The 24457-nt window shown below is 40.9% G+C and carries 17 protein-coding genes and 1 CRISPR repeat array; of the genes, 9 read left to right on the plus strand and 8 right to left on the minus strand.

Going from position 1 to position 24457, the window contains the following annotated elements; genetic code table 11:
• Positions 1-3 precede the first annotated feature (3 nt).
• Positions 4-279: a 4Fe-4S binding protein gene (locus QXD64_05925; protein ID MEM3396852.1), complete on the minus strand. Its 276-nt coding sequence runs from the start codon at positions 277-279 to the stop codon at positions 4-6.
• Between the two features lies 1 nt (position 280).
• Positions 281-832, minus strand: a complete 552-nt coding sequence (locus tag QXD64_05930; GenBank protein ID MEM3396853.1) for a 2-oxoacid:acceptor oxidoreductase family protein — start codon at positions 830-832, stop codon at positions 281-283.
• A 141-nt stretch (positions 833-973) separates the two neighbouring features.
• Between QXD64_05930 and QXD64_05935 the strand changes: the two genes are divergently transcribed.
• Positions 974-2866 carry a phosphoadenosine phosphosulfate reductase family protein gene (locus QXD64_05935; GenBank protein ID MEM3396854.1) on the plus strand — a complete coding sequence of 631 codons (1893 nt, stop codon included), beginning with the start codon at positions 974-976 and terminating at the stop codon, positions 2864-2866.
• A 5-nt stretch (positions 2867-2871) separates the two neighbouring features.
• On the opposite strand, the gene QXD64_05940 is transcribed toward QXD64_05935, so the two are convergent.
• Entirely contained in the window at positions 2872-5121 is a 2250-nt protein-coding gene (locus QXD64_05940) for a DUF835 domain-containing protein (protein MEM3396855.1), read from the minus strand.
• A 153-nt stretch (positions 5122-5274) separates the two neighbouring features.
• Here QXD64_05940 and QXD64_05945 point away from each other — a divergent pair, with 153 nt between their 5' ends.
• Complete coding sequence (locus QXD64_05945; protein MEM3396856.1) at positions 5275-6135, plus strand: phosphoserine phosphatase; 861 nt, start codon at positions 5275-5277, stop codon at positions 6133-6135.
• 6 nt (positions 6136-6141) lie between these two features.
• Here the strand turns inward: QXD64_05945 and QXD64_05950 are convergent, their stop codons facing one another.
• Positions 6142-6876, minus strand: a complete 735-nt coding sequence (locus QXD64_05950; protein ID MEM3396857.1) for a DUF72 domain-containing protein — start codon at positions 6874-6876, stop codon at positions 6142-6144.
• A 354-nt stretch (positions 6877-7230) separates the two neighbouring features.
• Between QXD64_05950 and QXD64_05955 the strand changes: the two genes are divergently transcribed.
• Positions 7231-7710 carry a CBS domain-containing protein gene (locus tag QXD64_05955; GenBank protein MEM3396858.1) on the plus strand — a complete coding sequence of 160 codons (480 nt, stop codon included), beginning with the start codon at positions 7231-7233 and terminating at the stop codon, positions 7708-7710.
• Positions 7700-8212: a ZPR1 zinc finger domain-containing protein gene (locus QXD64_05960; GenBank protein ID MEM3396859.1), complete on the plus strand. Its 513-nt coding sequence runs from the start codon at positions 7700-7702 to the stop codon at positions 8210-8212. Before QXD64_05955 ends, QXD64_05960 begins: the two co-directional genes overlap by 11 nt.
• Here QXD64_05960 and nifU read toward each other — a convergent pair.
• Both nifU and nifS read right to left on the minus strand, forming a co-directional pair.
• Complete coding sequence (gene nifU, locus QXD64_05965; protein ID MEM3396860.1) at positions 8209-8622, minus strand: Fe-S cluster assembly scaffold protein NifU; 414 nt, start codon at positions 8620-8622, stop codon at positions 8209-8211. The genes QXD64_05960 and nifU overlap by 4 nt on opposite strands.
• A gap of 5 nt (positions 8623-8627) precedes the next feature.
• Complete coding sequence (nifS, locus tag QXD64_05970) at positions 8628-9797, minus strand: cysteine desulfurase NifS (protein ID MEM3396861.1); 1170 nt, start codon at positions 9795-9797, stop codon at positions 8628-8630.
• A 108-nt stretch (positions 9798-9905) separates the two neighbouring features.
• Here nifS and QXD64_05975 point away from each other — a divergent pair, with 108 nt between their 5' ends.
• The gene (locus tag QXD64_05975) at positions 9906-11213 is read left to right on the plus strand and encodes an SLC13 family permease (protein ID MEM3396862.1); all 1308 of its coding nucleotides are present in this window, start codon (positions 9906-9908) and stop codon (positions 11211-11213) included.
• On the opposite strand, the gene QXD64_05980 is transcribed toward QXD64_05975, so the two are convergent.
• Both QXD64_05980 and QXD64_05985 read right to left on the minus strand, forming a co-directional pair.
• Positions 11210-11866, minus strand: a complete 657-nt coding sequence (locus QXD64_05980; GenBank protein ID MEM3396863.1) for a protein-L-isoaspartate(D-aspartate) O-methyltransferase — start codon at positions 11864-11866, stop codon at positions 11210-11212. The two genes, QXD64_05975 and QXD64_05980, sit on opposite strands and share 4 nt — an antisense overlap.
• Complete coding sequence (locus QXD64_05985; GenBank protein ID MEM3396864.1) at positions 11841-13163, minus strand: mechanosensitive ion channel; 1323 nt, start codon at positions 13161-13163, stop codon at positions 11841-11843. The genes QXD64_05980 and QXD64_05985 overlap by 26 nt, the downstream gene beginning before the upstream one ends.
• A gap of 187 nt (positions 13164-13350) precedes the next feature.
• Here QXD64_05985 and QXD64_05990 point away from each other — a divergent pair, with 187 nt between their 5' ends.
• The 4 genes from QXD64_05990 to QXD64_06005 all read left to right on the plus strand — a co-directional run bounded on the left by QXD64_05990 (position 13351) and on the right by QXD64_06005 (position 24452).
• Positions 13351-14655: a MoxR family ATPase gene (locus QXD64_05990; protein ID MEM3396865.1), complete on the plus strand. Its 1305-nt coding sequence runs from the start codon at positions 13351-13353 to the stop codon at positions 14653-14655.
• Positions 14656-14657: 2 nt separating this feature from the next.
• Positions 14658-15659, plus strand: a complete 1002-nt coding sequence (locus QXD64_05995) for a hypothetical protein (protein MEM3396866.1) — start codon at positions 14658-14660, stop codon at positions 15657-15659.
• Positions 15660-15688: 29 nt separating this feature from the next.
• Complete coding sequence (locus QXD64_06000) at positions 15689-17038, plus strand: hypothetical protein (protein MEM3396867.1); 1350 nt, start codon at positions 15689-15691, stop codon at positions 17036-17038.
• 79 nt (positions 17039-17117) lie between these two features.
• Positions 17118-22824: a CRISPR direct-repeat array (repeat unit 30 nt; unit sequence ATTTCAATCCTACCTTAGTCCAGTTTGAAC).
• Between the two features lie 353 nt (positions 22825-23177).
• Positions 23178-24452 carry an ATP-binding protein gene (locus QXD64_06005; protein MEM3396868.1) on the plus strand — a complete coding sequence of 425 codons (1275 nt, stop codon included), beginning with the start codon at positions 23178-23180 and terminating at the stop codon, positions 24450-24452.
• Positions 24453-24457 lie beyond the last annotated feature (5 nt).

Here is a 24457-nt window from a genome sequence, read left to right on the forward strand (position 1 = left end):
CTTTCATTCCTCCCTTACCATTGTGATTGCTTTCTTTGGACATTCGTTTGCACAAATTCCACAGCCCTTGCAGAATTCGTAGTCATGTTCTATATTCCCATCTGGTAAAATTTTAATTGCCACATCCGGACAGAATTTCCAGCAGATGTAGCAGCGAATGCACTTGCTTCTATCCAGCACAGGTCGCATGTTCCGCCATTCTCCTGTCTTGTTTATAAGTGTGCTTTCAAGATGGGAATAGGGTCCAACAGGTACATCCTTCACATTTTTGAACACCATTTCACTCACCTACCGTGGAGTTGTAAGCTTCCTCAGCCGCTTTAGCATTTTCTTCGGGCTTTACAGGTGCGCCCTTTCTGATTGCTGCAAGCACTGAGTCAAGTTTCGGCATCTTAGCTGCAAACGCAAAGGCACCAAGAATGGCAGTATTCACGATTGGTGCAACCCTCGAACCAAGTCTGTACTTCATTGCAATTCCACTTGCATCCACTGTGAAAACTCGCTCCTTGATTTTATCCTTGAAATCAGATGGTTTTTTTGTCGTGTTAATCAGGACAAAGCCACCCTGCTTCAACCCTGAGGTCACATCCGTCTTGAGCATCACACTTGGGTCGAGCACCACAACATAGTTTGGCTCGTAAATTTGCATCTTCACCCTAATTGGCTTCGTATCCGCTCTTGTGAATGCAGTCACTGGTGCACCTCGCCGCTCTACACCAAAGTAAGGAAACGCCTGTACATCATAGCCCTCGATGAAGAACGCCTCAGCCAGCAAATTGGAGGCAATTACTGCCCCCTGTCCACCTCTGCCATGAAATCGTATCTCGTACATAATTATCAAAAACGGGAATAGGTAAGAATATATGGTTTTTGTGGTATACTCACTGCTGAATTCTCTGCTCTCAAGTTTAGTGTTGTCCGCATAAGCACACCATTCAATATCTTTTTATCCTCTCAGTCCTTCCATCTTCTCATGGGTCTTGTAAGATTTGGGCCTCTTGTGCTAAGATGGTGTCTCTCCTGTAACATTCCTGTTGTCGAGCAGAAAAATTGCGGGATTTGCGGTTCCGCAACTGTGGAGGTTCCAGTTACACCACCTGGTGATGTAAAGCCTGGTTTCAATAAGGAAATAAGAATCTTTCGCCGAATTTTGGATGACCAATTTGGGAAGGGCTGTGGCTCTGCCCTATTCCCCAAAAACAAAATTGTGGTGCTTAACCCAGTGCCCAGCATTGACAAGATGTATGAAATCATAATGGACGGGCAGGTTGTGGGAGCTGCGCGTTATGACATAAAGAAGGGTTGGCAAATTCTTTTGAGAATGGAGGGGGCTTTCAGAATTGCAAAATTTCTCGCAAGGAGGTATGTGGTTGCAGATGAGGGGGCTGTTGAACCAATCCTAAATGGAAGCAATTTGATGGCTGCAGGGGTTGTGGATGCAGAGAAAAGCATAGAAGAAGGTGATGAAGTTATTGTCCTGGATAATTTGAAACGCCCATTAGCTGTGGGTGTTGCCAAAATGGATGCAATGGAGATGCTGAAGGAAGGAGAGCGAAAAGGTGTGGCTGTCAAGGTAAGATGGAAGGAGGGCTTTCGTGAACCGCGAGTGCTGGAAAACAAAATCACGGACTGGAAAAAAATCGCAGAGGGGAGCAAGGAAGCACTGGCAAAAAAGGAGGCAATGGCACTGAACTTTATTCAGAGCGTTGTGAATAAACATGGTAAGCCTGTGGCAGTTTCATTTAGTGGCGGAAAGGATAGCTTGGTCACTCTCCTCCTCGTCCTGAAAGCGGGTATAACCCCGAAAATTCTCTTTGTAGATACAGGGCTTGAGTTGCCTGAGACGGTTGAGTATGTGAAAAAAATTGCAGACAAATTCAAGCTGGAGCTGATTGAGGAGAAGGCAGGAAACGCGTTCTGGGATAATCTTGAACTTTTTGGACCACCTGGTAGGGATTTTCGCTGGTGCTGCAAGCTCTGCAAACTCGGGCCCACCTCCAGATTGATTGCAACCCATTTTCCAGATGGTGCTGTTGTGTTCATCGGGCAGAGAGTGTATGAGTCGGAGCAGAGGGCACAGAAAGGAAGCGTCTGGGAGAATCCATGGGTTCCAGGGCAAATAGGGGCTTCACCAGTCCAATACTGGAATGCATTACACATCTGGCTCTACATCTTTGCTTCCGGCTGTGAAATTAATCCATGGTATAGAGAAGGAATGGAACGAATTGGATGTTATCTTTGTCCCGCATCCAGCATGGGTGATTTCTACATTATTGGAAAGAAATTCAAGAATTTCAAGAAATGGGAGAACTATCTTAAGGAGCATGCTGCAAAGCATGGGCATCCAGATGAGTATGTGAAATTCGGGCTTTGGCGATGGCGGAAGCTCCCACCAGGAATAAAGGAATACATAGGGGGCATTGAGATTAAGCATGTTGAAAGAGGGATTGAGTTGAAGCTAGCTGATGGCTATGCCCCCTGTGTTGGCGGCTATAAAATTGAAGGGGTCTATACCACAAAATTTGAGCTTGCGAGAGTTGGCAATTTGCTGAACATCATTGGCGTTGTCAGATGCCAGGAAGAAATGTGCGAAATCGAGTTTGCCCAGGTGTTTGCAGAAGGCGCAATTGCTGTGAAAGGAAAGGACGAGCAGGAAATGCGTTCCAATCTGGAAAAAGTTCATGCTGTGATAATGAAAGCAGTGTCTTGTGTTAAATGCGGAATTTGCATTGGTAGATGTCCTCAAAAAGCAATCAGTTTTGATGAGAAGGGAATAAAAATAGATGCAGAAAAATGCCAGCACTGCGGCACTTGCCTCCAGCCATGCCCTGCAGTGGTGTATAGACAGGATGGAGAGTTGTGGTAAGCAAATCAATACCTCAAAATTTCATCAAATCGTTGCTCAATAATCCTTGTTTTTTCCTTTTCAATGCTCTCAGGTGCCATCTCAACAATCAAGGTGCTCCCTGAAATTGAGTTCTCATCATCAATTGCTTTCAGAAAATCCACCACGGCTTTGAAGTCATTTGAAAGTAGTGCATTTGAAAGTGCATCGAAGAACACAAGACCATGGGTTTCACGCATGAAATCCAGAATTGTTTTCAAGACCTCGAATTCCAGGCGGGAGGGGCGCAGCAGATTCTCATAGCCCTCTGATTCTGTAAACCAGTAGATTTCTGCATCCGTGAATCTCGGGTCCTCTTTGAGTTTTTTCGGAAAATTTTTGGTGACCATCAGAGCTTTTCTTCCTCTAATTAAATTTCTTATAATTTCAATTGTAGTGGTGTTAGTTTCGACAAGGTAGGAGCGGCCCAGCACTGGTTGAAAGCCTATGTTCATCTCTCTAACCGGTAAATCTTCTTGCTTGTCCACTATCTTGCTGAACAAGGTACGGAACATGGTTGCATCCTTTTTTGAGAATGTGTTCAGGTCTGCAGTCACCAGCAATGCCGTGTTGTTTTGCATCACCTTGTCTATCACCGCCTTGATGAAGTTCATCACTGCGTCCATTCCATTGTAAAGAGCCATTAGTTCAATGTCATCAATTACAATTAAACCCCCTTTTGCTTCTCCAAGAAAGTTAGAAATTTCATATGTGATTTCAAAGTCAAGGCGTCTGATGTCGCATCGCTCCTCCACTGAATAGCTATCTGTAAGATAAACAAATGCAGCTTTCTCAAGTCCCTGAGCTTTTTTCAGACGTTCTGGGTAGCTCGTGGTCATGATGAGAACACGGTCTTTTTTCAGAAATTCAGCAGCTGCAGCATAAGCAAGCTTTACATTGTTCGTGTTAATGAAGCAAATGTCGCCCTGTGCAATTTTAATGGTTTCTGGAGGAGGCTTCGCTGTTTTCTCCCCTTCTGTTTTTCCTGGTTGGGATTTTGGCTTTGCCTGTTGTGTAAAAGTAGTGTAGCTCGCAATTTTTCTGAAGGACTCCAAATACTTCAGTGTTTCCACATACTGTTTTCGCTTGAATGCGATTGTCGCCTGCTTCAGGATTGCAGCCAGATTTTTGACATTTGCACCTGCATATTTTTTCTCAACAAGCACCCTCCCGAGCTCGGCAATCTCTCCGTAAATTCTGGCATTCATTTCCTCAAGCATTTCCGTTTTGAATTTTTCAAGTTCAGAAGGTGTAGCTGTGTATCTAAATCGCTCATAACGCTCCTTTTCTTCCCGCATATCCAGTCCGTATCTTTCCATTGCAGTCATCACACGGTCAAATTCATCTCCCACCTCTCTCTTTTCAGCGGGTTTCGCAGCAATTCCCAGCATTTCTCGCAGATTGTCGTAGAGGTTTACTGCATCTAATATCTCACGCCGTGCAATGCACTCTTTTGCCTCTGTCAGCATCTTTCTTTCCCTGCTCATGTTGGTCCCGTGTTTCTCAAGCAATGCAATTTTTCTTTCAATGTTGCCTAGCAGTTCGTTTAACTTCTTCACATTCGTCTCTCTCAACAGAGCAATGGCATCATTTAGATATTTCAACGCCGTCTGAATATCTCCTTTTTTTGCAAATTGGACTCCCTGGGCTATGTAAGACCTTGGTGCCGAAAGTTCTGCTTCAAGCCGTGTGCCCGCAGTCATCAGGGCTTTTGCTTCCGCCGTCTTCAAACTCAGTTCCTTGTCGGGTGTCAGCGGTTCAGAAGCACGAGCAGGTTCTGGTATTCCTGCTGGTGGTGGGGATGGGGGCACTCTTGGCTTTGGCATCTCCTTTACATACTCGACTTTCTCAACAATCACCTTTGGTTCCTTTTTCTCACCTAGAACCTCGGATTTTTTATCTGGTGTAGCTACAATCTTTGTTTCCTCTTCAAGCGGTGTTGCTGGAGGTACAGGTGCCACTGGTTTTTCATCAATCTCAAGTTCAGATAGGTCAAAGACACTGGATTCTGACTGTTTGGTTGAAGATTGTATCTTTTGCTTTTGGTTTTCTTCCTCTTTTGCTGGTGTTTCAGTGCTTTCATCACCTATCACAGACGAAAGCAAATCATCTAACGCCTTCTTCTTGTCCTCGACAACTACTGCAAAAAACTCAAGGTCAACACCGCAGCTGGGACACACTGTATCATTTTCTCCTACTTCCGCATCGCAGGCCATACAAACCCGTTTCTTCGCCATGCCTTCTGCTGGTAGTAAGTAGAGAGAAGTATATAAAATATCTTATTCCTCATACTGGCCTTGTTGTAGGTGCAATTCTGCAGATTGATGCAATAGAAACAGTTATAAATAAGTGTAGGTATTGGTTATTTAGTAGTTCTGAAGAGGAACAACATGCCTGACGAAGTGCTCTACGACCTGGAAAAGAAAATTCAAGAACTGAATGCTGAAGCGGAAAAATACAGGCAGTTGAGAGACAATCTAAATGCTGAAGCCAAGAAGTGGGTAGAAGAAAGAGATAGGTTAAACAACGAAGCCAAGAAACTGGCTGATGCTGCTAATGAACATAAGAACAAGCGAGAAGAATACAACAATAAGGTGAAGGAAGAGAAGGTAGAGCGAGAAAAATGGAATAAGAAGACCTTTGAGATTGCAGATAAAATCCGAATGGCAAAACGGAAAAAGATGCCTAAAAACGGCGACCCTATAGCTAAATTGAAGAAAGAATTGAAAGAACTTGAATTCAAACAAATGACTTCAGTGCTTAGCAGAGAGAAGGAAGAGGAACTCATAAAATCAATAGCGAGATTGCAGGCAGAGATTAGAAAACGGGAGAAGGAGATAGAGGAAGATGAGGAGATTAAAGCGCTCACGAAGGAGTATGAACATGCGAAGGAGGAGGCAGAACGGCATCACAAACTCGTGAACGAGTATGCTGAGATTGCCCAGAAAGAACACGAGAAAATGGTCGAACTCTTCTCCAGAGCAGATGATTTGAGAAGACAGGCAGATGAAGCCCAGGAGAAATTCGTGAAGGCAAAATTGGAAGCAGATGAGGCGCATAGAAAGCATGTGGACAAGATACGGGAAATTCATGACATTGAAAAAATGGTCCATGCATTGAGGCAGAAGACAAAGAAGGAAGCGAAGAGCGATGCAGATAAGCAAGCAGAAGAGATTTACCAGAAGTTGATGAGTGGTAAGAAAATCACCACTGAAGAGCTTATAATTCTCCAAAGAGCTGGAAAGGCGTAAATCGCTCTATTTTATCAATGCTTGAAATTTTTGAGCATCGTTGAGCATGTTAGTGTTGTTGAAAAAAACATATACCTTTTCGCCATCCAGGGCTTTTACTTCCGCAGCTAACTTCTCAAGTTCGCTTTGTGTGTAGGTGTGTCTGTATCTTTCACCGCCATGTAATCTGAAATAGTAGTATTTTCCAGAAATTGGCTTTTTCCTCATCGGGTCTGTGCAGTGGTAAATTTCAAATTCTTCGCAGAGGGCTTTCACGGTTTCCTCGTTCCATTTACCCCTGAATTCCCAAAAAATCAGAAATTCGTTTGTTTTTATCTTAGCCAGAAAATTTCTGAGGTTTACAGCAGTCTCTAGAGTTTCATTGAAAGAAGGAGGGGACTGAAGTAAGATTGCTTTTGCATGTAATTCCCTTGCGATCTTTACTGTGTGTTCCCAGGCCCCAAGCACCTCTTCTGTGAGCTTGAAATCGCCATAATTGCCTTTTTTTTCCTCCGGAATCACAATTCCCGCCTTCGCGTAAGTGCTTCCGCCCGGTCTGTGGGTGATGAACTGGTGAGCTTTAACTGTGAACTGAAAGTTTGGTTTTGTAGAAGTGACTTTCTGCCACCAGTTCTGGGCGGTTTTTTCTGGAATCAGGCGGTAGAAGGTCTGCTGGGTCTCAACTGCATCTAGTATCTCCGCATACTTTTCGATGCCCACTGGAAACCCACAGCATCCAATAATTATATCCTCAGGTCTCATACTCAGTTTTCCTCAATACACTACCCTAACTTATTTTTTTCTCCCGCTGCAAAGCTTGAGGCTAGGCCGAACAGGTCTTTTATGTAAATACTGGTGATTTGCAGGATTGATGTGTCCGTTATTCTGATGTATCTGGCTATTGTGTTAATTGCGGCCCACTGCTGTGTATGTATGCTTCCCTGAGACTAGAAAGTTCAAAACCCTAGTTATGCTACATTCCAGTTCTTAGCAAACTAGAATTAGAGCATGTGGCTTCACACCCATATTTTAGCATGATTCGAAGAACTTTCGCCTCCTTCTGCACCTCGATTACCTCTGTTGGTTTTATATACAGGATTGTCATAACATTTACACATGAAAGTTTCTGAGTGTATGCGGAAGAGGGTGATTACGCTCCCTGCAAACGCAACCATAAAGGATGCGGTAGATACCCTCGCACGCCACAACATAAGTGGTGCTCCAGTGGTTGATGAAAAAGGGAATCTTGTGGGTATCATATCTGAAACAGATATTTTTGAAAAGTTAAGAACTGAATTCAGGGAGTTGCGACTTGTATTCCCAAACCTGCCGCTCATCAGTGTGAGTTTTGTGGAGATTCCAAAGGAAAAGAAAGCGCGAGAGATTTACGAGGAACTTGTGAACACAAAGGTAAGCGAAATTATGACGAAAGATGTTGTCACAGCATCCCCTGATGATGATGTCGGGCAGGTTATCCAGCTAATGGTAAAGCACAAGGTGAACCGGATTCCAATAATCACAGACCATAAAATAAAGGGCATTATCACTCGTGGCGACATTCTCAAAGCCCTTTCAAAGGGAAAAGATGAGCGCTGATGGTATCTTTGTTGATATTCCGTGCCCTTCCTGCAGCCAGAAAGGCATTTATTTAAGTTCCAGTTTGATAGACATTCCTTACATAGGTACCTGTATCCAGACAACCATTTCCTGCCAGCTCTGTGGATATAAATCTGCTGAGGTCTCGCCGGTAGAGGAAAGAGCGCCAGTGCATATAGAGTTCGTTGTGGAGAAACCAGAGGACCTAGATGCGAGAGTTGTCAAATCATCGCATGCGAAAGTGATTTTCAAAGAATTAGGGGTTGAAATTACACCTGGACCTGTTTCGGAAACTTACATTTCAAATGTAGAGGGGTTGTTGCGAAGGTTTGAGGATGTGCTAGACAATCTAAAATCCAGTTTAAAGGGTGAGGAACTGAATAAGTGTGAGGAATTGAAACAGAGGATTGCGAACATCATTGAAGGAAAAGAGAAGCTTACGATTTTGATAGACGACCCGAAGGGAATAAGTGCAATATTGCCGACGCATGGGAAAAGCTAATGCTCGTGCTCCTCTGGATGCACTTCCACTTCAATATCTATTCCCTTCTTCCTTTTGTAATAGTCCTTAATTGCCAGATGGAGTGCATCTGCAGCTAGATTTGAACAATGCATCTTTACTGGTGGGAGCCCACCCAAGTTATCTGCAACATTTTGGCGAGTGATTTTCAGGGCTTCGTCCACATGTTTTCCCTTTGCAAGTTCTGTTATCATGCTGCTTGTGGCAATTGCTGCAGCACAGCCAAAGGTCTGGAATTTCACATCCACAATTATGTCATTTTCAACTTTGATGTAGACCGTCATCAAATCGCCACAAACCGGATTTCCTACAGTGCCAACACCATCTGCATTCTCTATCACGCCCACATTCCTTGGGTTTTTGAAATGGTCCATCACAATAGGACTGTACATTTCTTCTACCTCCTGTTCCATAACGGAGAGATTTTTCGCAGCTCTGCTACAACACCTGGAAGTTTCGCTAGGAAAAGGTCAACCTCTTCCTCAGTATTGTAGCGTGAGAAGGTAATTCTGAGTGAGCCATGGGCTTCTTCATGCTTCAAACCAATCGCCATGAGTACATGCGAAGGTTGGAGTTTATGACTCGAACAAGCAGATCCAGTTGAGGTGGCGAACCCCTCATCATCCAGCTTAAGAATCAAAGATTCGCCCTCTATACCTGTAAAACGAAAATGGGCATTGTTTGGGAGCCGTTGAGTCCTGTGTCCATTGAGGTAACATGCCTCAATACTTCCAAGGACACCCTCTATGGTCTTCTCTCTCAGCTTTTGCATGTGTTCTGCATTCTTTTCCAGATTTGCTTTTGCTATCTCGCAGGCCTTTGCAAATCCTACAATGCCAGGAACATTTTCAGTGCTGGAACGCAAGCCCTTTTCGTGGCCCCCACCGTGTATGATTGGCTGAAGTTGGATGCCCTTTTTAATGTAGAGCGCACCGACTCCTTTTGGACCATGAATTTTATGGGCAGTGAGTGTAAGAAGGTCAATCTGTTGAGTTTTCACATCAATCTGAATCTTACCCGCGGATTGTACAGCATCTGTGTGAAATGGAATACCCTGCTCAGTTGCAATTTTCCCAACTTCCTTAACTGGCTGAATTGTACCGATCTCGTTATTGGAATGCATGATTGTAATGAGAATTGTATCCTTTCTTATGCTCCTTTCAAGTTCACCCAAGTCCACAATTCCATTTGCATCTACCTTCAGATATGTGACTTCAAAACCCTCTTTTTCCAGTGCCTTGCAGGTCTCAAGCACTGCAGGATGTTCGATGCTGGATGTAATTATGTGCTTGCCTTTGGTCTTGTTTCTGTAGGCAATACCTTTGATCGCAATGTTATCACTCTCTGTCCCACCACCAGTGAAAATTATTTCTTCAGGATGGGCGTTGATAAGCGATGCTATTTTAGCTCTAGAGTCCTCAAGGGCTCTCTTTGCCTCCTGTCCAAAGGAATGGAGTGAAGAGGCATTGCCATAAAAATCACGGAAGTAAGGCAACATTGCCTCTACGACCTCTGGCGCTACCATCGTTGTAGCACTGTTATCAAAATAAATTCTTGGCTTCACCATTACCTTACCTCAATCCTACATTACAGCAGGGTAATATATGAGTTTCTGTGGGTGCAAGGATGTTTGCTGAAAAACTTAATCTACTCGTGCAATTTTTAGTAGCACTAAATGAATACCGAATACTTGATAGTTGGAATTTTTATCGTCACATATGTATTTATCTCGTTTAGACGTGTGAGCAAAATCAAGATTGAGCGTCCCGCAATTGCCCTGTTTGGGGGCATTGCAATGGTGTTTGCGGGTGCAATTTCAACACAGGAAGCTTTGAGTGCAATTGACCTCAACACGATAGCGTTGTTGCTGGGTATGATGTTAATTGTGAGTGCCCTTGAGATATCTGGATTCTTTAACTGGGCTGCGGTCCGTGTCACAAAGTTCGCGAATACACAGTTCCAATTACTGAGCTTTATAGTCGTGCTCACCGCGGTGCTTTCAGCTCTCTTTCTGAACGATGCGGTTGTGCTCATGCTCACACCAGTTGTGCTAAAGGTAGCTAAAACGCTGAGAGTTGACCCAGTGCCTTACCTTGTTGGGGAAGCCATGGCCTCAAACATTGGAAGTGTGGCAACACCAATTGGTAATCCGCAGAATGCCTACATTGCAATGAGGTCTGGCATTCCCTTTGCCCAGTTTGTGGTATATCTTCTTCCGCTTACCATAGTATGCATTCTGATTGAAATTTTGGTGCTTAAGGTCGTGTTCAGAAAAGAGTTGAGCCATCCAATAATGAAAGTGATAACTGTGGAAATCGAGAAAATTCCGAAAATGCACATGGAAAAAGCGTTTCACATGATTTCTGTGGCAAAACTGCTCTATGCAAGCGAGATTAAAAACAGAAGATTACTTGTGTTTTCGCTCGTGGTTTTTGGGTTCGTGTTTGTAGGTTTCTTAGTTTCTAGTTCGGCTCTACCCATTTCAATTATTGCAATTGCAGGCGGTGCAATGGTGTTTGCACTCGTGCAACCGCTTTGTAAAGTTCAATCAAAAGATGTGCTGAAAGGTGTTGACTGGGGCATCCTTATTTTTTTCGCAGGGCTTTTCATTCTTTTAAGAGCTGTGGAAAACACGGTGTTGATGGGTTTAATCGAAGCGTATTTCATCCAAAAGCCAAGTGTCTTCAATCTCTCGTTTGTTACTGTAGTGCTTTCCAATCTGATAAGCAATGTGCCTGCAGTGATGCTGTTGGCTCCTGTAAGCCATGTGATGCCTATGGAACAATTCTATTTCACACTAGCCGCAATTTCAACACTGGCAGGAAATGCTACGCTTCTCGGCGCGGCTGCAAACATAATTGTGGCTGAATCAGCCTTGAGTCATGGATTTGAGTTGAAATTCAAGCAGTTCTTGATTGCAGGGCTTCCCACAACCGTGCTCACTGTGATCGTTGCCACCATCTATCTTTTCTTTGTTTTTTAGTGCCTGAAGCCGTATTGCCCAGTTAGTGGGACAAAAATGCAGCCGCCAAAGTTCTCCTTTTCCAATTGGCTTCCCTTTTTAGTGTAACGGTAGAGTTCCTGATAAAACCGTCCACCAACTGGAATCAAAAGGATGCCCTCCTCTTTGAGTTGTGAAAACAGCGGTGGAGGGGGCTTGGGTGCGGCACATGTGAGGAAGATGCGGTCATATGGTGCATGTTCTTTCAAGCCAACAGAGCCATCAGCATAAATTGCAGTTACTGTGTGGCTGTAGCCAGTTTTTTTAAGATTGTCCACTGCAAACTTATACATTCTTTCGTTGTTTTCTATGGTGTAGACATGGCCTTGCTCACCAACAAGTTCTGCAGCAAGGGCGGCGTGATAACCTGTGCCAGTGCCTACTTCCAATACTCTTTGTCCCTTTTCCAATTCTAGCAGTTCTAGCATCATCGCAACCATGTGGGGTGCCGAAATTGTTTGTCCCTCGTAGATGTGCAGAGGGGTGTCCTCGTAGGCGTACTCCTGAAGTTCTGGTGGAACAAAAAGATGCCTTGGCACTTTCTTCATTGCTGCAATTACCTCTGGCTTCGTGAGATAGCCAGCTTTAGTCAAATATTCTATCAGTTTTTCACGTCTGTTTTCCATGTCCCTCATTTGTGTTCACCGCAAAACAAGCTTTGAGGTCTGAAGCGAGAATTGCCTCTTGAACTTTGTTTATTAGATCTGCCCTTATCATTTCTTCATCAGTGTTACCCTTCGTAAAGGCAACAAGTTCGTAGAGAATTTTCTTGCCGCGAATTTCTAGAGCGCGAACAAATGGTTCTGGGTCCTTGACTATGCCAAGTGTGTTTTTTGCAGCATCTATGAGAACTGACGCAACCTTCTGGTGTGGAACAGAGAAGTCAATCTCAAGTTTGATTGAGATGCCGTATTTTTTCACTCTTGAAAAATTGTGAACGGTCTGGGCAATGAGCTGGGTATTGGGAATTGTGAGGATTTCTTCATGGACATCCTTCACCTTGGTCACGAAAAGGTTGGTTTCTACCACCTCACCTTCAACATCTCCTACTTTGATATTGTCTCCTTTTGAGAATGGATTGATTGCCATGAGCACGATGCCTGCTGAGGCATGACGGATTGTGGTTGCTATGAAAATTATGAGGATGAAGATGAGAATCACGAAATAAATTGTGATTACTATGGTGCCCAGCCCCTCCATTTTTATCATCATGAGAAGAACATAGATTATGAGAAGCCAGGCGAGGGAATAGAGGCCGTACTGGAGGCCGCCTCTAAGGAGGGAGATTATCTGGGGTGTGAAGGTTTTAGTGTGGGTTTTGAGGTCCTCGAGAAACATTCCAAGGCCTTCATCAACGATGAAAACCACGATTACGATGACAATCATCATTGCAATGTAAATTGCATTTAGCGTGAAAAATTCTGCAAAGGCAACAAAAACGCTCTCTCGCCTCCCAATTATTGTAAGAATGAGTATGAGAACGAAAGCCACGGCAATTATGAGAATTGTATATTTCATCAAAAGGTTAAGCATGTACGCATTTTTCTGGCTTACAACTGTTTTCGGTTTGATGTGAAGGTTGCCTGTAATGTAGTCAGTGTATCGGTGGGTGATTTGAAGCAAGATTGTGGCTGTAGCTATCACTGTGAGAATAGCAATGGTTGATGGCCCATATTCTACCATGACAATCCAGAGCTCTCTAAAGGTCTCTGAGGGAATGGAGAGAATGTAAGTAGATGCAATAGCGACAAAAATGAATAGATAGAGCCGGATGTAGTCCCCAATTACAATTACTGTGTTCGGGTCAATGTACTTGCGTTCCTTGCCCGCAGCAAATCTGAAGTATCTGCGGATGTATGTCTGCGCCCAGAGCACCCCGACAGCAAGGAAGAGAACCCCGATGAGGTAGGGAAGATAGGTCTGAATGTTCATGCCATCTCAGATAATGCAGGAGGATATATAAAGTTCTTGGGGTGATAGTAGTCTGAAGTCCAGACGAACCCAGAAAGAAAAATACCAAAAAACTTAAATACAATTTGCTAAATTGCCAGATAAAAATCAAAAAATCTGGATTTTCGGACAGAAAACTATATATGCATTGTATGAACTGTCTAGTATCATGAGCAAGAATTATTTAGAGAGATTGAAGGTTTACGGTTGTGATGAAATTGAGGATGTAGTGCTGGCAGGACTTGTGTCTGGTGATCCCGTACTCCTTGTTGGAACACATGGAAGCGCAAAAACGATGCTTTGTGAGAACATCGCTAAAGCATTAGGGTTGCGTTTCATAGCTTATGATGCATCCAAAGCCCTATTTGAAGATGTGCTTGGCTATCCGGACCCCTTCCACATAAAGGAGGGAAAAGTGAGGTATGTCCAAACCCCAATCTCAATCCAAAACAGGGAGTTCGTACTCATTGACGAGATTTCCAGAGCTAGTTATCAGATGCAGAGCAAATGGCTTGAAGTTATTCGGTCCAGACGAATTATGGGTGAAAACTTAGAAAATTTGAAATACGTATTTGCAGCTATGAATCCGCCCGGCTATCCTGGAACTAGACCGTTGGATAGTGCACTTTCTGGCAGGTTTGCATACATCGTCTGGATGCCAGAGTATGGAAACTTGAAAAAAGAACACAAGGAAATGGTGATGCGGAACATTTCGAAGGACGATGCATTGTTGCTGCACAAAAGTGTGGGCTTGGAGGAGGATGTAAAACTCGTAGAGTTTTTAGAGAAGGCAAGAGAGATCGCGCATGATGTTGAGAGTAACAACGGTGAACAAATCGAGAATTTTGTGAATATGCTGGAGAAACGCTTGAAAGAAAGAAACTATATGTTGGACGGAAGGAGGGCTGGAATGATTCGAAGAAGTCTTATCTGCATTGCAAGTGTGAAAATCGCAAAAGGGAATGAAAAAGAAGAAGCAATTAGAGACGCAGTTCTCCTTACAAAATATTTGCTACCTTATCCAGTGGAGGATGAAATGGTATCTTTAGACGATGTTGAAATCATAGTCCGAGAGACCGTTCTGGCTCTATATAGAAAACTGCCAAAGCGAGAGTTACTTGAAGATGTACAATTCTCAAAACTCGAGCAAGTAATTAAAATGGAGGGCTCGCTCGATAAAAAATATATCGCTCTTGAAAAGATATATGACCTCATGAGTAGCAATTCTCAACAAATAAACAAGAGGTTTTTGCAGCTCCATGCGAACTTATTTCCATCGGGTTTCCACCAGATCTGGGCTGCAATTACAACTGGAGAGAATACTAACATCATCTCGCCTGTTTTGGCAAATGGATGGAGACTTGCAACTGGACTGCCGATAGATGATAGACATTACGGAAGGAACCCTGATTATATTGGAAAAATAGCAGAAGAAATCCAAATAATAGCAAATAGAAGAAAAGGAGGTGCATAAAAATGGAGGCAATGAAGGTGGTGTTTTCAGATGGTAATGTAGACCTATGTGTGCCGGCAATTGTGGACGTCCCTGCAGATACTGTGTTAAGAAAAGGACTTTATCCGTTTTCAAATTCTATCACCCAGAGAATTTGTTCAATCGGAATATTTAAAATCAATGATAAAATAATTGAAGGATTTCCAGTAAGTTCTAGTGCTCGTGAACTATTTGACTTCTGGATTAAATATTCTGTAAATGGAAAAGCACCATCACAACTCTATCACTACCTTCATGATGATGATTTGCTGGATAGCTACCCAATACCAAAAAGCATCGTTGATTGCGAACGGATTGTTGTTAAAGATGAGACTTACCTGTTTCTCCACGCTGGTATCGGTGTTGTATATTCCTGGGAAGAGAAAAATGGCACTCTCCAACCTGTGATGTGTGGCATGGTGAATATCGATGAGGAAAAAATTTATTTCTATTACTCTGGATATACAAAAGAAAATGCAATTTTGAGAACAACAGACAAGGTCGAGAAAATACCTCGAGGCATTATGGAAAGTTTGAAGAAAAGATACGGGTATTGTGGAATTCAAAAAGGCGATGATTGCTCTAATTTTGAAACTCGAAGAAGGCGATATGGACTCCATATTATAAGAGAAAAATATGCCAGCATGCGACAAGGTGGAGATCTCGTAGATGTAAACCCATATCCGCCTTACCAGATTGTACATGCTATAAAACTTCTTCCACCAGAGGATGTCAACGAGGCAAGAAACCCTGTTGTCCCTCCTAACTTCACAGAAAATTATCTCGTTCGTACTTTTCTTTACACCGCAGATCCAATACCTTTCTCTGTACTTTCTGCAGATGAACTGCGCGGAATCGCAAAATATGTGCATTCAACATTCTACTTTTACGGTACCCAAACTGAAAATCCACTCGGAGAATACACAGAGATATGGGAAAATAGTTGTGGGTATCTTTTGTTCTGTAAACCTGCCTGGCCGTTTTGATTATGTTGCGAAAACTGACACCCGACGAGTTGAAAAAATTCGTTACTGCATTTCGAAAAGAAATGGTGGGAGACCCGTTCTTTTCAACTATCTTTAATTTAATTGGAACAGAAGTAGAGATTGAACTGAATGATGAAATAAAAACAGCCAGAATTACCATGAAACCTTATTTTGGGCTGAAGATTGAAATTTCACCGATATTCTTTAGAAAATATGTGAAAAACGCATATGATGTTATGTTCTTACTTGCACATGAAATACTCCACCATATTCTAGGCCATCTTTCAGTGGAATATAATGATTTGAAGGGCTTGTATCCTCATAATTTGATCAATTTTGCGATGGATGTAATAATTAACCATAAGTTATACATCAAATTTGGAAGGCATGTCAATGACCTGAAAATATTTGATTTCTACACAAATAAATACTGCCCTCATCAGTTACTGTTACCACCGCACCTGATGGAAAACCGCGGTTTTAGATCTCAGGCGTGTAGAAAACTTCAGATGGATGTAACTAAAGATTCCGAAAGTGTTGATGTGCGGAGAATTTGCAAACATGTGGTGGAACACCATAAAGGCGAGATTCCTTACCTGATAACAAAGATCGCTGAGCTCGTGATAAAGGATGATATTCCACCAGAGGAGATTGATAAAATATTAAAAGATTCAGGTTTGAAAAAAGATGAGGATATAGATTACATATCTTCTGGATTTAGTGAGGATGTCGAGAAAAGAGGGATTAAGAAGGCAGTATCAAAATTTAAAGGCGAGGTTTTGCAGGCAATCAAAGAGATGGTGAGTGAGGAGGAAGAAGGAGGGGTGTATGGTGGAAGTCGTGGTGCTGGAATGCTGCCGTATTTTTCAAGACGAGATTTTATTTTTCTCGGAAATGATTTCGCTCCAATTATCTATCATGGAAATTATGTTGAGGAGGAATTGTATGGCGTGCATTTGTATGTCGATGTCTCAGATTCGTTCTTTGATTGGCTTCCACATATCTTTTCTGCGGTGGAAAGTATAAAGAATTGGATTTCATTCCCAATCTATGGTTTCAGTAATAAGGTGTTTCCAATTTCAAGGAGGGATTTGCTGGGAGGAAAATATAAAACGACTTCTGGAACGGATTTTAATTGCTTCGCAGAGCATGTTCTAAAACATCGGTTCACAAGATTGGTGCTTATAACAGATGGGTATGCGGAAATTACTAAAACAAATGAAAGACGACTAAAAACCAATACAAAGATTCTTGTGCTTCTCCCACCAAGCCCCAAATCAGAAAAAGAGTGTGTTAGAAGATTTGCATGGAAGGTTGTATCTTTAGATATTAAAAGTAGGATTGTACATAGGTACATTCCGCAGGGGATGTTTTTCTAGCTAGATTATGAATTTCAAATTCTTGCCTCACGACTGCTGTAACTCCATTGGAACTATGTTTTAAGTCAAAACACGATATTTTTCAATCCTACCTTAGTCCAGTTTGAACAGACGAAGATGTTGCTGTTGGCAACAGAACAGTAACATTTCAATCCTACCTTAGTCCAGTTTGAACGCTATTGCGAAATTTACCCCCATTTTTGCATTTTGATTTCAATCCTACCTTAGTCCAGTTTGAACTGGAATTATTTTAACTCATGTTCAAATTATAGCAGTTATTTCAATCCTACCTTAGTCCAGTTTGAACGATATAATTTTAATAGAAACAAATAATGGTTATCATGATTTCAATCCTACCTTAGTCCAGTTTGAACTAGGGCTGGAAGATTTCTTAAAAGATTTAGATTAAAGGGATTTCAATCCTACCTTAGTCCAGTTTGAACTTAAGATAGAGCAGTTATATCCCAAATTTCTTTATTAATTTCAATCCTACCTTAGTCCAGTTTGAACATGAAATCCTCTCTTGTCCAATAACTGTAAGTGTCATTTCAATCCTACCTTAGTCCAGTTTGAACCCATTCCTTCATAATTGTATAATAGTGTCTTGAATAAATTTCAATCCTACCTTAGTCCAGTTTGAACATGAATATGGTTTAAATAAAATACCTAAACTAATATTATTTCAATCCTACCTTAGTCCAGTTTGAACTAGTGAAAATACAGCAGAAGCAACAACTTTATTAAAATTTCAATCCTACCTTAGTCCAGTTTGAACAAAAATGATGGAGAAAAAAGGATATAAAAAAGGAATATTTCAATCCTACCTTAGTCCAGTTTGAACCATATAACCTGCTTAAGGTATTTGAGGATGTTGATAGATTTCAATCCTACCTTAGTCCAGTTTGAACACAAAGGAGATTTAAAGGAAGGTGAATAAATGCCCGTATTTCAATCCTACCTTAGTCCAGTTTGAACATCTCACATCTCAATCCATTATCAAATTTATCACTTCATTTCAATCCTACCTTAGTCCAGTTTGAACTAATCCGATAAAATGGGAACTATTAATGGACATATATAATTTCAATCCTACCTTAGTCCAGTTTGAACACTTCAGAAAAAATATTGAATTTTCATATAATCCAAATTTCAATCCTACCTTAGTCCAGTTTGAACACAAATTGAAAATATTCCTACAGAAAGCGATATTATTATTTCAATCCTACCTTAGTCCAGTTTGAACTAAGTTTACTTCCAACATAAATAATTATTTCTTTTTATTTCAATCCTACCTTAGTCCAGTTTGAACTAATCCATAGTATTTTAAATTTGAATAGTTTTTATACATTTCAATCCTACCTTAGTCCAGTTTGAACAAAAAGAAGATTTGAAAAAAACGGAGAAGGAAATGGAATTTCAATCCTACCTTAGTCCAGTTTGAACCTGGCCTGGCAAGCATACCAGGCTGGGACTGATTTATTTCAATCCTACCTTAGTCCAGTTTGAACCATTCAGGTTTAAAAACAAATTGTTATTTGGTTATAGATTTCAATCCTACCTTAGTCCAGTTTGAACTATCTGCAACATCAAAGCGGGCGGTGTGGGCATAACATATTTCAATCCTACCTTAGTCCAGTTTGAACTGGGAGAGGCAACAAGTTATTTTTTCTGTTTTTGATAGATTTCAATCCTACCTTAGTCCAGTTTGAACTGAGAAGAGCGAGAAATGCGGAAATGCTGGTTAAGATATTTCAATCCTACCTTAGTCCAGTTTGAACGCAGGCGATTTTGAAATCACAGTTTAAGACACTTTAATTTCAATCCTACCTTAGTCCAGTTTGAACCATCGCCGTGTTTGCAGAACTGGGCTGGACGCCAAGATTTCAATCCTACCTTAGTCCAGTTTGAACTCGCAAACCTGTCCCGCTCAGTTACTTCACACTCCCATTTCAATCCTACCTTAGTCCAGTTTGAACCACACGCATCTTCTGATTCAGTTCTGTCAAATTGGCATTTCAATCCTACCTTAGTCCAGTTTGAACTCTCCATTTTTTCACCTCTCAATATGTCCACAGCTTCTATTTCAATCCTACCTTAGTCCAGTTTGAACATGGCTGTGGTTGCAAAATCATAGCAAATTTCAGAAATTTCAATCCTACCTTAGTCCAGTTTGAACCAAGGATATAGATTTCAGGACAATCTATGAGGAAATATTTCAATCCTACCTTAGTCCAGTTTGAACAGAGAATCAGGTTACTACCGAACAAAAAGGTGCTGGTATTTCAATCCTACCTTAGTCCAGTTTGAACTGGATATTTGCGGAGGGAGAAGCAGGATGTGTTGAAATTTCAATCCTACCTTAGTCCAGTTTGAACAGGCAAGGTGGGCGTTTGAAAAACTCAAAGAATCTTTATTTCAATCCTACCTTAGTCCAGTTTGAACAACAGCTCCTGATTTCTTTCCAGTCAATCCGTGCTACATTTCAATCCTACCTTAGTCCAGTTTGAACGTAGATTGACTCTACAGGTATATCCACAGAAAATCTTATTTCAATCCTACCTTAGTCCAGTTTGAACTATTCACCAAAACTCATTCTGTTTTTGTTAATATAATTTCAATCCTACCTTAGTCCAGTTTGAACACCACAATGGCTGCCAAAACCTGAAGGTTTTGTCTAATTTCAATCCTACCTTAGTCCAGTTTGAACGATTTTGCTCAAGAAAGTGCATATACGATTTTACAGGATTTCAATCCTACCTTAGTCCAGTTTGAACGGATTGAAGTAATACTCCACAATCGCAACACATCCGCACTTATTTCAATCCTACCTTAGTCCAGTTTGAACTATGCTATTATTAGGGAGATGATAGAAAAAGGTATATTTCAATCCTACCTTAGTCCAGTTTGAACGAGAGTTTTGCTTTTGGTGTTGTTTATGAGGGAGAAAAATTTCAATCCTACCTTAGTCCAGTTTGAACCAAAAGATAGATGCGAATTTTGATAAGGTAAGCGATATTTCAATCCTACCTTAGTCCAGTTTGAACTATAGTGAAGATGGTATCTGGGGATATTGGAATTTTAAATTTCAATCCTACCTTAGTCCAGTTTGAACGATTTAATTCTTTATCGGGAGGAGATAGAACAGGATTATTTCAATCCTACCTTAGTCCAGTTTGAACGAGGTTGCTGAAGAAGATGTGAGAGTAATGGATTTGCTATTTCAATCCTACCTTAGTCCAGTTTGAACTTCTCAATTCGTGCAAACTAAATTTTTCCTCGTCTGATTTCAATCCTACCTTAGTCCAGTTTGAACTTTTGTTTGAATTTGCACAAACTCATTACCGCATAACTATTTCAATCCTACCTTAGTCCAGTTTGAACCCTGGGAGTGGCCTGGTGGACGCATACCTGTCCACCATTTCAATCCTACCTTAGTCCAGTTTGAACTTGAACGGGATTTCTTGCATTTTTTCTTGATTTACTATTTCAATCCTACCTTAGTCCAGTTTGAACCCTGTCCTATGGAATGGCCTCCGTAAAGCCCTACTGTTCTATTTCAATCCTACCTTAGTCCAGTTTGAACTTTGCAGATTTGTGGTTCAAATCTGACCCGAGATTTGTATTTCAATCCTACCTTAGTCCAGTTTGAACTTGAGATGAAATGGTATGAGTGGGATAAGAAAAACATATTTCAATCCTACCTTAGTCCAGTTTGAACATGCGGTTTATGTGTGGTGGAGGAGGGGCACGATTATATTTCAATCCTACCTTAGTCCAGTTTGAACGGTATTGATGCGGCTATTGAGCATATCAGTCGTATCATTTCAATCCTACCTTAGTCCAGTTTGAACTATAAACAATAATATCATTAATCCCGTAAAAAATACATTTCAATCCTACCTTAGTCCAGTTTGAACTATTGGTAATTCTTTTCCTCTCATTTCTATTTTTGTGTTATTTCAATCCTACCTTAGTCCAGTTTGAACTTTAAATGGTGATGATAGGGTATTACCCCAAGCACATTTCAATCCTACCTTAGTCCAGTTTGAACACATTTTTGAGTATTTTTTTGCAAACAAAAATACTATATTTCAATCCTACCTTAGTCCAGTTTGAACTTGAAATCGTGGCTAATCCTCCTTGCAATGTAGTATTATTTCAATCCTACCTTAGTCCAGTTTGAACGCAAATCCTCATTTCAAAACATGCAGGGGGTTCACAAATTTCAATCCTACCTTAGTCCAGTTTGAACACGGTGCGGATTTAAGCCCAAACAAAACCATTTGCTCCAATTTCAATCCTACCTTAGTCCAGTTTGAACCTTACAGACATGTTTTACTCCTTAATTTATTAGCATATTTCAATCCTACCTTAGTCCAGTTTGAACCATGCATTACCAACACAGCATTGTAGCCAGTCGCACTATTTCAATCCTACCTTAGTCCAGTTTGAACTATGAAAAGGTATTTAATATATTCCAGTAAAATTTACATTTCAATCCTACCTTAGTCCAGTTTGAACAAACACATCAGCACCAGATACAGCATTTTCCGATGCATTTCAATCCTACCTTAGTCCAGTTTGAACTAAAAAGTGCGGTAGTATGATGCATTTGGTTAACAGTATTTCAATCCTACCTTAGTCCAGTTTGAACATAGTTTGTAATGTTTAACATTTATGTTTAAGTTTGATTTCAATCCTACCTTAGTCCAGTTTGAACTTCTGCAATTCCACTATGCTTTTCACTATTTGCGTTCATTTCAATCCTACCTTAGTCCAGTTTGAACATGCTCCAGCATCAACAAACTATTGGATAAATGCATATTTCAATCCTACCTTAGTCCAGTTTGAACGTATTTCCGTGAGGGAACTGTCCCTTCCAGCACAAAATTTCAATCCTACCTTAGTCCAGTTTGAACGGCTAACATCAGATGCATAAGCATTCACAACACTGCTATTTCAATCCTACCTTAGTCCAGTTTGAACATGTAGTATTAGAAGTTGAGTTGGTTGTTTGCCCAAATTTCAATCCTACCTTAGTCCAGTTTGAACATTAGCATCTCTGCTATCATGTCTAATTCCGCCTGTATTTCAATCCTACCTTAGTCCAGTTTGAACAATATGCGTTAATGTAATTGCGTTTGTGTATGATAGATTTCAATCCTACCTTAGTCCAGTTTGAACCAGGCGGAGGATAGGTTGCACAGGATTGGGCAAGCTCATTTCAATCCTACCTTAGTCCAGTTTGAACTACTGGGATAGTGAGTTAACGGATAGCGAGAATGACTATTTCAATCCTACCTTAGTCCAGTTTGAACTAATTTCATTTCAATCCACCCCCCTGGCAAAATCCACATTTCAATCCTACCTTAGTCCAGTTTGAACTGGCGAGCATTACATTGTTTGATGACAAGGCGACATATTTCAATCCTACCTTAGTCCAGTTTGAACTCTTAGAAATCGCTAATCCAATACTTCCAAGTATCATATTTCAATCCTACCTTAGTCCAGTTTGAACAGAAATGAAAGAATACATTAGGGCAATGAGAAATGCGTATTTCAATCCTACCTTAGTCCAGTTTGAACCCGCATCGCATAATGGCGTATAACCCAGCAAAAAAAGATTTCAATCCTACCTTAGTCCAGTTTGAACCAGGACAATCTATGAGGAAATAGAGAGGTATTATAAATTTCAATCCTACCTTAGTCCAGTTTGAACGTTTGTATGATAGGTTTCAGCCAGTTAGTGTGTATATATTTCAATCCTACCTTAGTCCAGTTTGAACACGGGCAAGTTTTTGAGATTTTGTGGGTTTAAACGCAAATTCATTACCTTAATTGTCGGGGATGTATAATAATGTATTCCTCACGCATGGATCCCCGACGAATACATTTCTTTCTCATCTACAAAATCCCCACAAAAGCGTAATCTCTATCAATCATCACATAATATTTCCCCATTGTCTAAGCGGTATGCTGTCACTGCACAAATGATTCTCTACCCTATCCCTAAGAACAAAAAACTCTATTTTCTTATGCATGAGAACCGTAGTCAGCAAACTCAAGTCAATATGGAGATAAGAAATATTTGCATCACTAACGCAAACTTCATATAAAAGTTTGTATTACCAACTAACATATGGTTAGCACAGAAGCCATAAAATCCGCAATAGTGGATAAGGAAGAGGAATTGAAGAGTAAAGTGAGAACTGAGAAAATAGTAGAAAGGGAGCTAAAAGTGGAGAAAATAACTGAGGATGTAGCAAGCATAATTACAGGAGTGAGAAGATGCGGTAAATCTATGCTTGCGTTTATGTTAACTCAGCAGAAAAATGCTGCATATGTAAATTTCGAGGATGAAAGACTCCAGCTAAGACGGGAAGAACTGAATACCCTCCTAGAAGCCATAGCCTCCTTAAAGGGGAGCGTGGAGTTTATAGTCTTCGACGAGATTCAGTATGTTGATGGCTGGGAGAGATTCATATCCAGGATATTACCAACTAAAAAAGTGATAATCACGGGCAGCAATGCGAGGTTAATGAGCAAAGAATTTGCAACTTTTCTAACTGGGAGACACATTGACTTTGATCTTTTTCCTTTCAGTTTCAGGGAGTACTTGCTCTTAAACGACTTCAACCCAAACATGTACCTAACGGCGGATATAGCAAAGACAAAAAATTTGCTGGTTGAATACTTGAAAACGGGCGGTTTCCCCCTAGCCCATAAGGTAGGAGGACGTTTCATCTCTGAAAACTATAGTGATATTGTTGAGAGAGATGTAATCCTAAGATACAACATCAAATTTAAGAATGTGCTGAAGGAGTTGGCAAAATGCTATGTTTCAAACTGCGCACAGGAAGTGTCATTCAATAGACTGAAAAACATCTTAAACTTAAAAAGCGTCCACACAGTAAAAGATTACACTGGTTATCTCTCCAATGCATATTTAATTTTCTTATTAGAAAAATATTCTCCAAAACTTAAGGAGAGTATTATTGCACCAAAGAAGATTTATTGCATAGACAACGGGATTGTAAATACAATCGGCTTTAAAATATCTGAAAATATTGGTAGCTTAATGGAAAATCTGGTTGCTGTAGAGTTGTTGAGAAGAAGAAGTTATTGGGCCAAAGAATCAGAGGTCTATTATTGGAAGGATGCTCAGCAACACGAAGTAGATTTCGTAATCAAGAATGACAGGAGAGTAACTCTCTTAATTCAAGTCACATGCGCATCGGGAAAAGATGAAGTTGAAAGAAGAGAAATTAGGTCTTTAATTAAAGCTTCTGAGCAGCTAAATTGTAAAGAATTACTAACAATCACTTGGGACTATGAAGATAAACTGAAGATTGAAAACAAGACAATTAAATTCTTACCTATGTGGAAATGGCTTATAACTTCTCACCCGCCCTAAGCAAA

It is taken from the genome of Thermoplasmata archaeon (assembly GCA_038874435.1).
GTDB lineage: Archaea > Thermoplasmatota > Thermoplasmata > Lutacidiplasmatales > SKW197 > SKW197.

Coding starts and splice junctions, on each gene's coding strand:
- nifS (MEM3396861.1), bottom strand. CDS start 9,797: ATGGTGAAGCCAAGAATTTATTTTGATAACAGTGCTACAACGATGGTA.
- QXD64_05995 (MEM3396866.1), top strand. CDS start 14,658: ATGGAGGCAATGAAGGTGGTGTTTTCAGATGGTAATGTAGACCTATGT.
- QXD64_05975 (MEM3396862.1), top strand. CDS start 9,906: ATGAATACCGAATACTTGATAGTTGGAATTTTTATCGTCACATATGTA.
- QXD64_05955 (MEM3396858.1), top strand. CDS start 7,231: ATGAAAGTTTCTGAGTGTATGCGGAAGAGGGTGATTACGCTCCCTGCA.
- QXD64_06005 (MEM3396868.1), top strand. CDS start 23,178: ATGGTTAGCACAGAAGCCATAAAATCCGCAATAGTGGATAAGGAAGAG.
- QXD64_05940 (MEM3396855.1), bottom strand. CDS start 5,121: ATGGCGAAGAAACGGGTTTGTATGGCCTGCGATGCGGAAGTAGGAGAA.
- nifU (MEM3396860.1), bottom strand. CDS start 8,622: ATGTACAGTCCTATTGTGATGGACCATTTCAAAAACCCAAGGAATGTG.
- QXD64_05960 (MEM3396859.1), top strand. CDS start 7,700: ATGAGCGCTGATGGTATCTTTGTTGATATTCCGTGCCCTTCCTGCAGC.
- QXD64_05985 (MEM3396864.1), bottom strand. CDS start 13,163: ATGAACATTCAGACCTATCTTCCCTACCTCATCGGGGTTCTCTTCCTT.
- QXD64_05925 (MEM3396852.1), bottom strand. CDS start 279: ATGGTGTTCAAAAATGTGAAGGATGTACCTGTTGGACCCTATTCCCAT.
- QXD64_05990 (MEM3396865.1), top strand. CDS start 13,351: ATGAGCAAGAATTATTTAGAGAGATTGAAGGTTTACGGTTGTGATGAA.
- QXD64_05950 (MEM3396857.1), bottom strand. CDS start 6,876: ATGAGACCTGAGGATATAATTATTGGATGCTGTGGGTTTCCAGTGGGC.
- QXD64_05930 (MEM3396853.1), bottom strand. CDS start 832: ATGTACGAGATACGATTTCATGGCAGAGGTGGACAGGGGGCAGTAATT.
- QXD64_05945 (MEM3396856.1), top strand. CDS start 5,275: ATGCCTGACGAAGTGCTCTACGACCTGGAAAAGAAAATTCAAGAACTG.
- QXD64_05980 (MEM3396863.1), bottom strand. CDS start 11,866: ATGAGGGACATGGAAAACAGACGTGAAAAACTGATAGAATATTTGACT.
- QXD64_05935 (MEM3396854.1), top strand. CDS start 974: ATGGGTCTTGTAAGATTTGGGCCTCTTGTGCTAAGATGGTGTCTCTCC.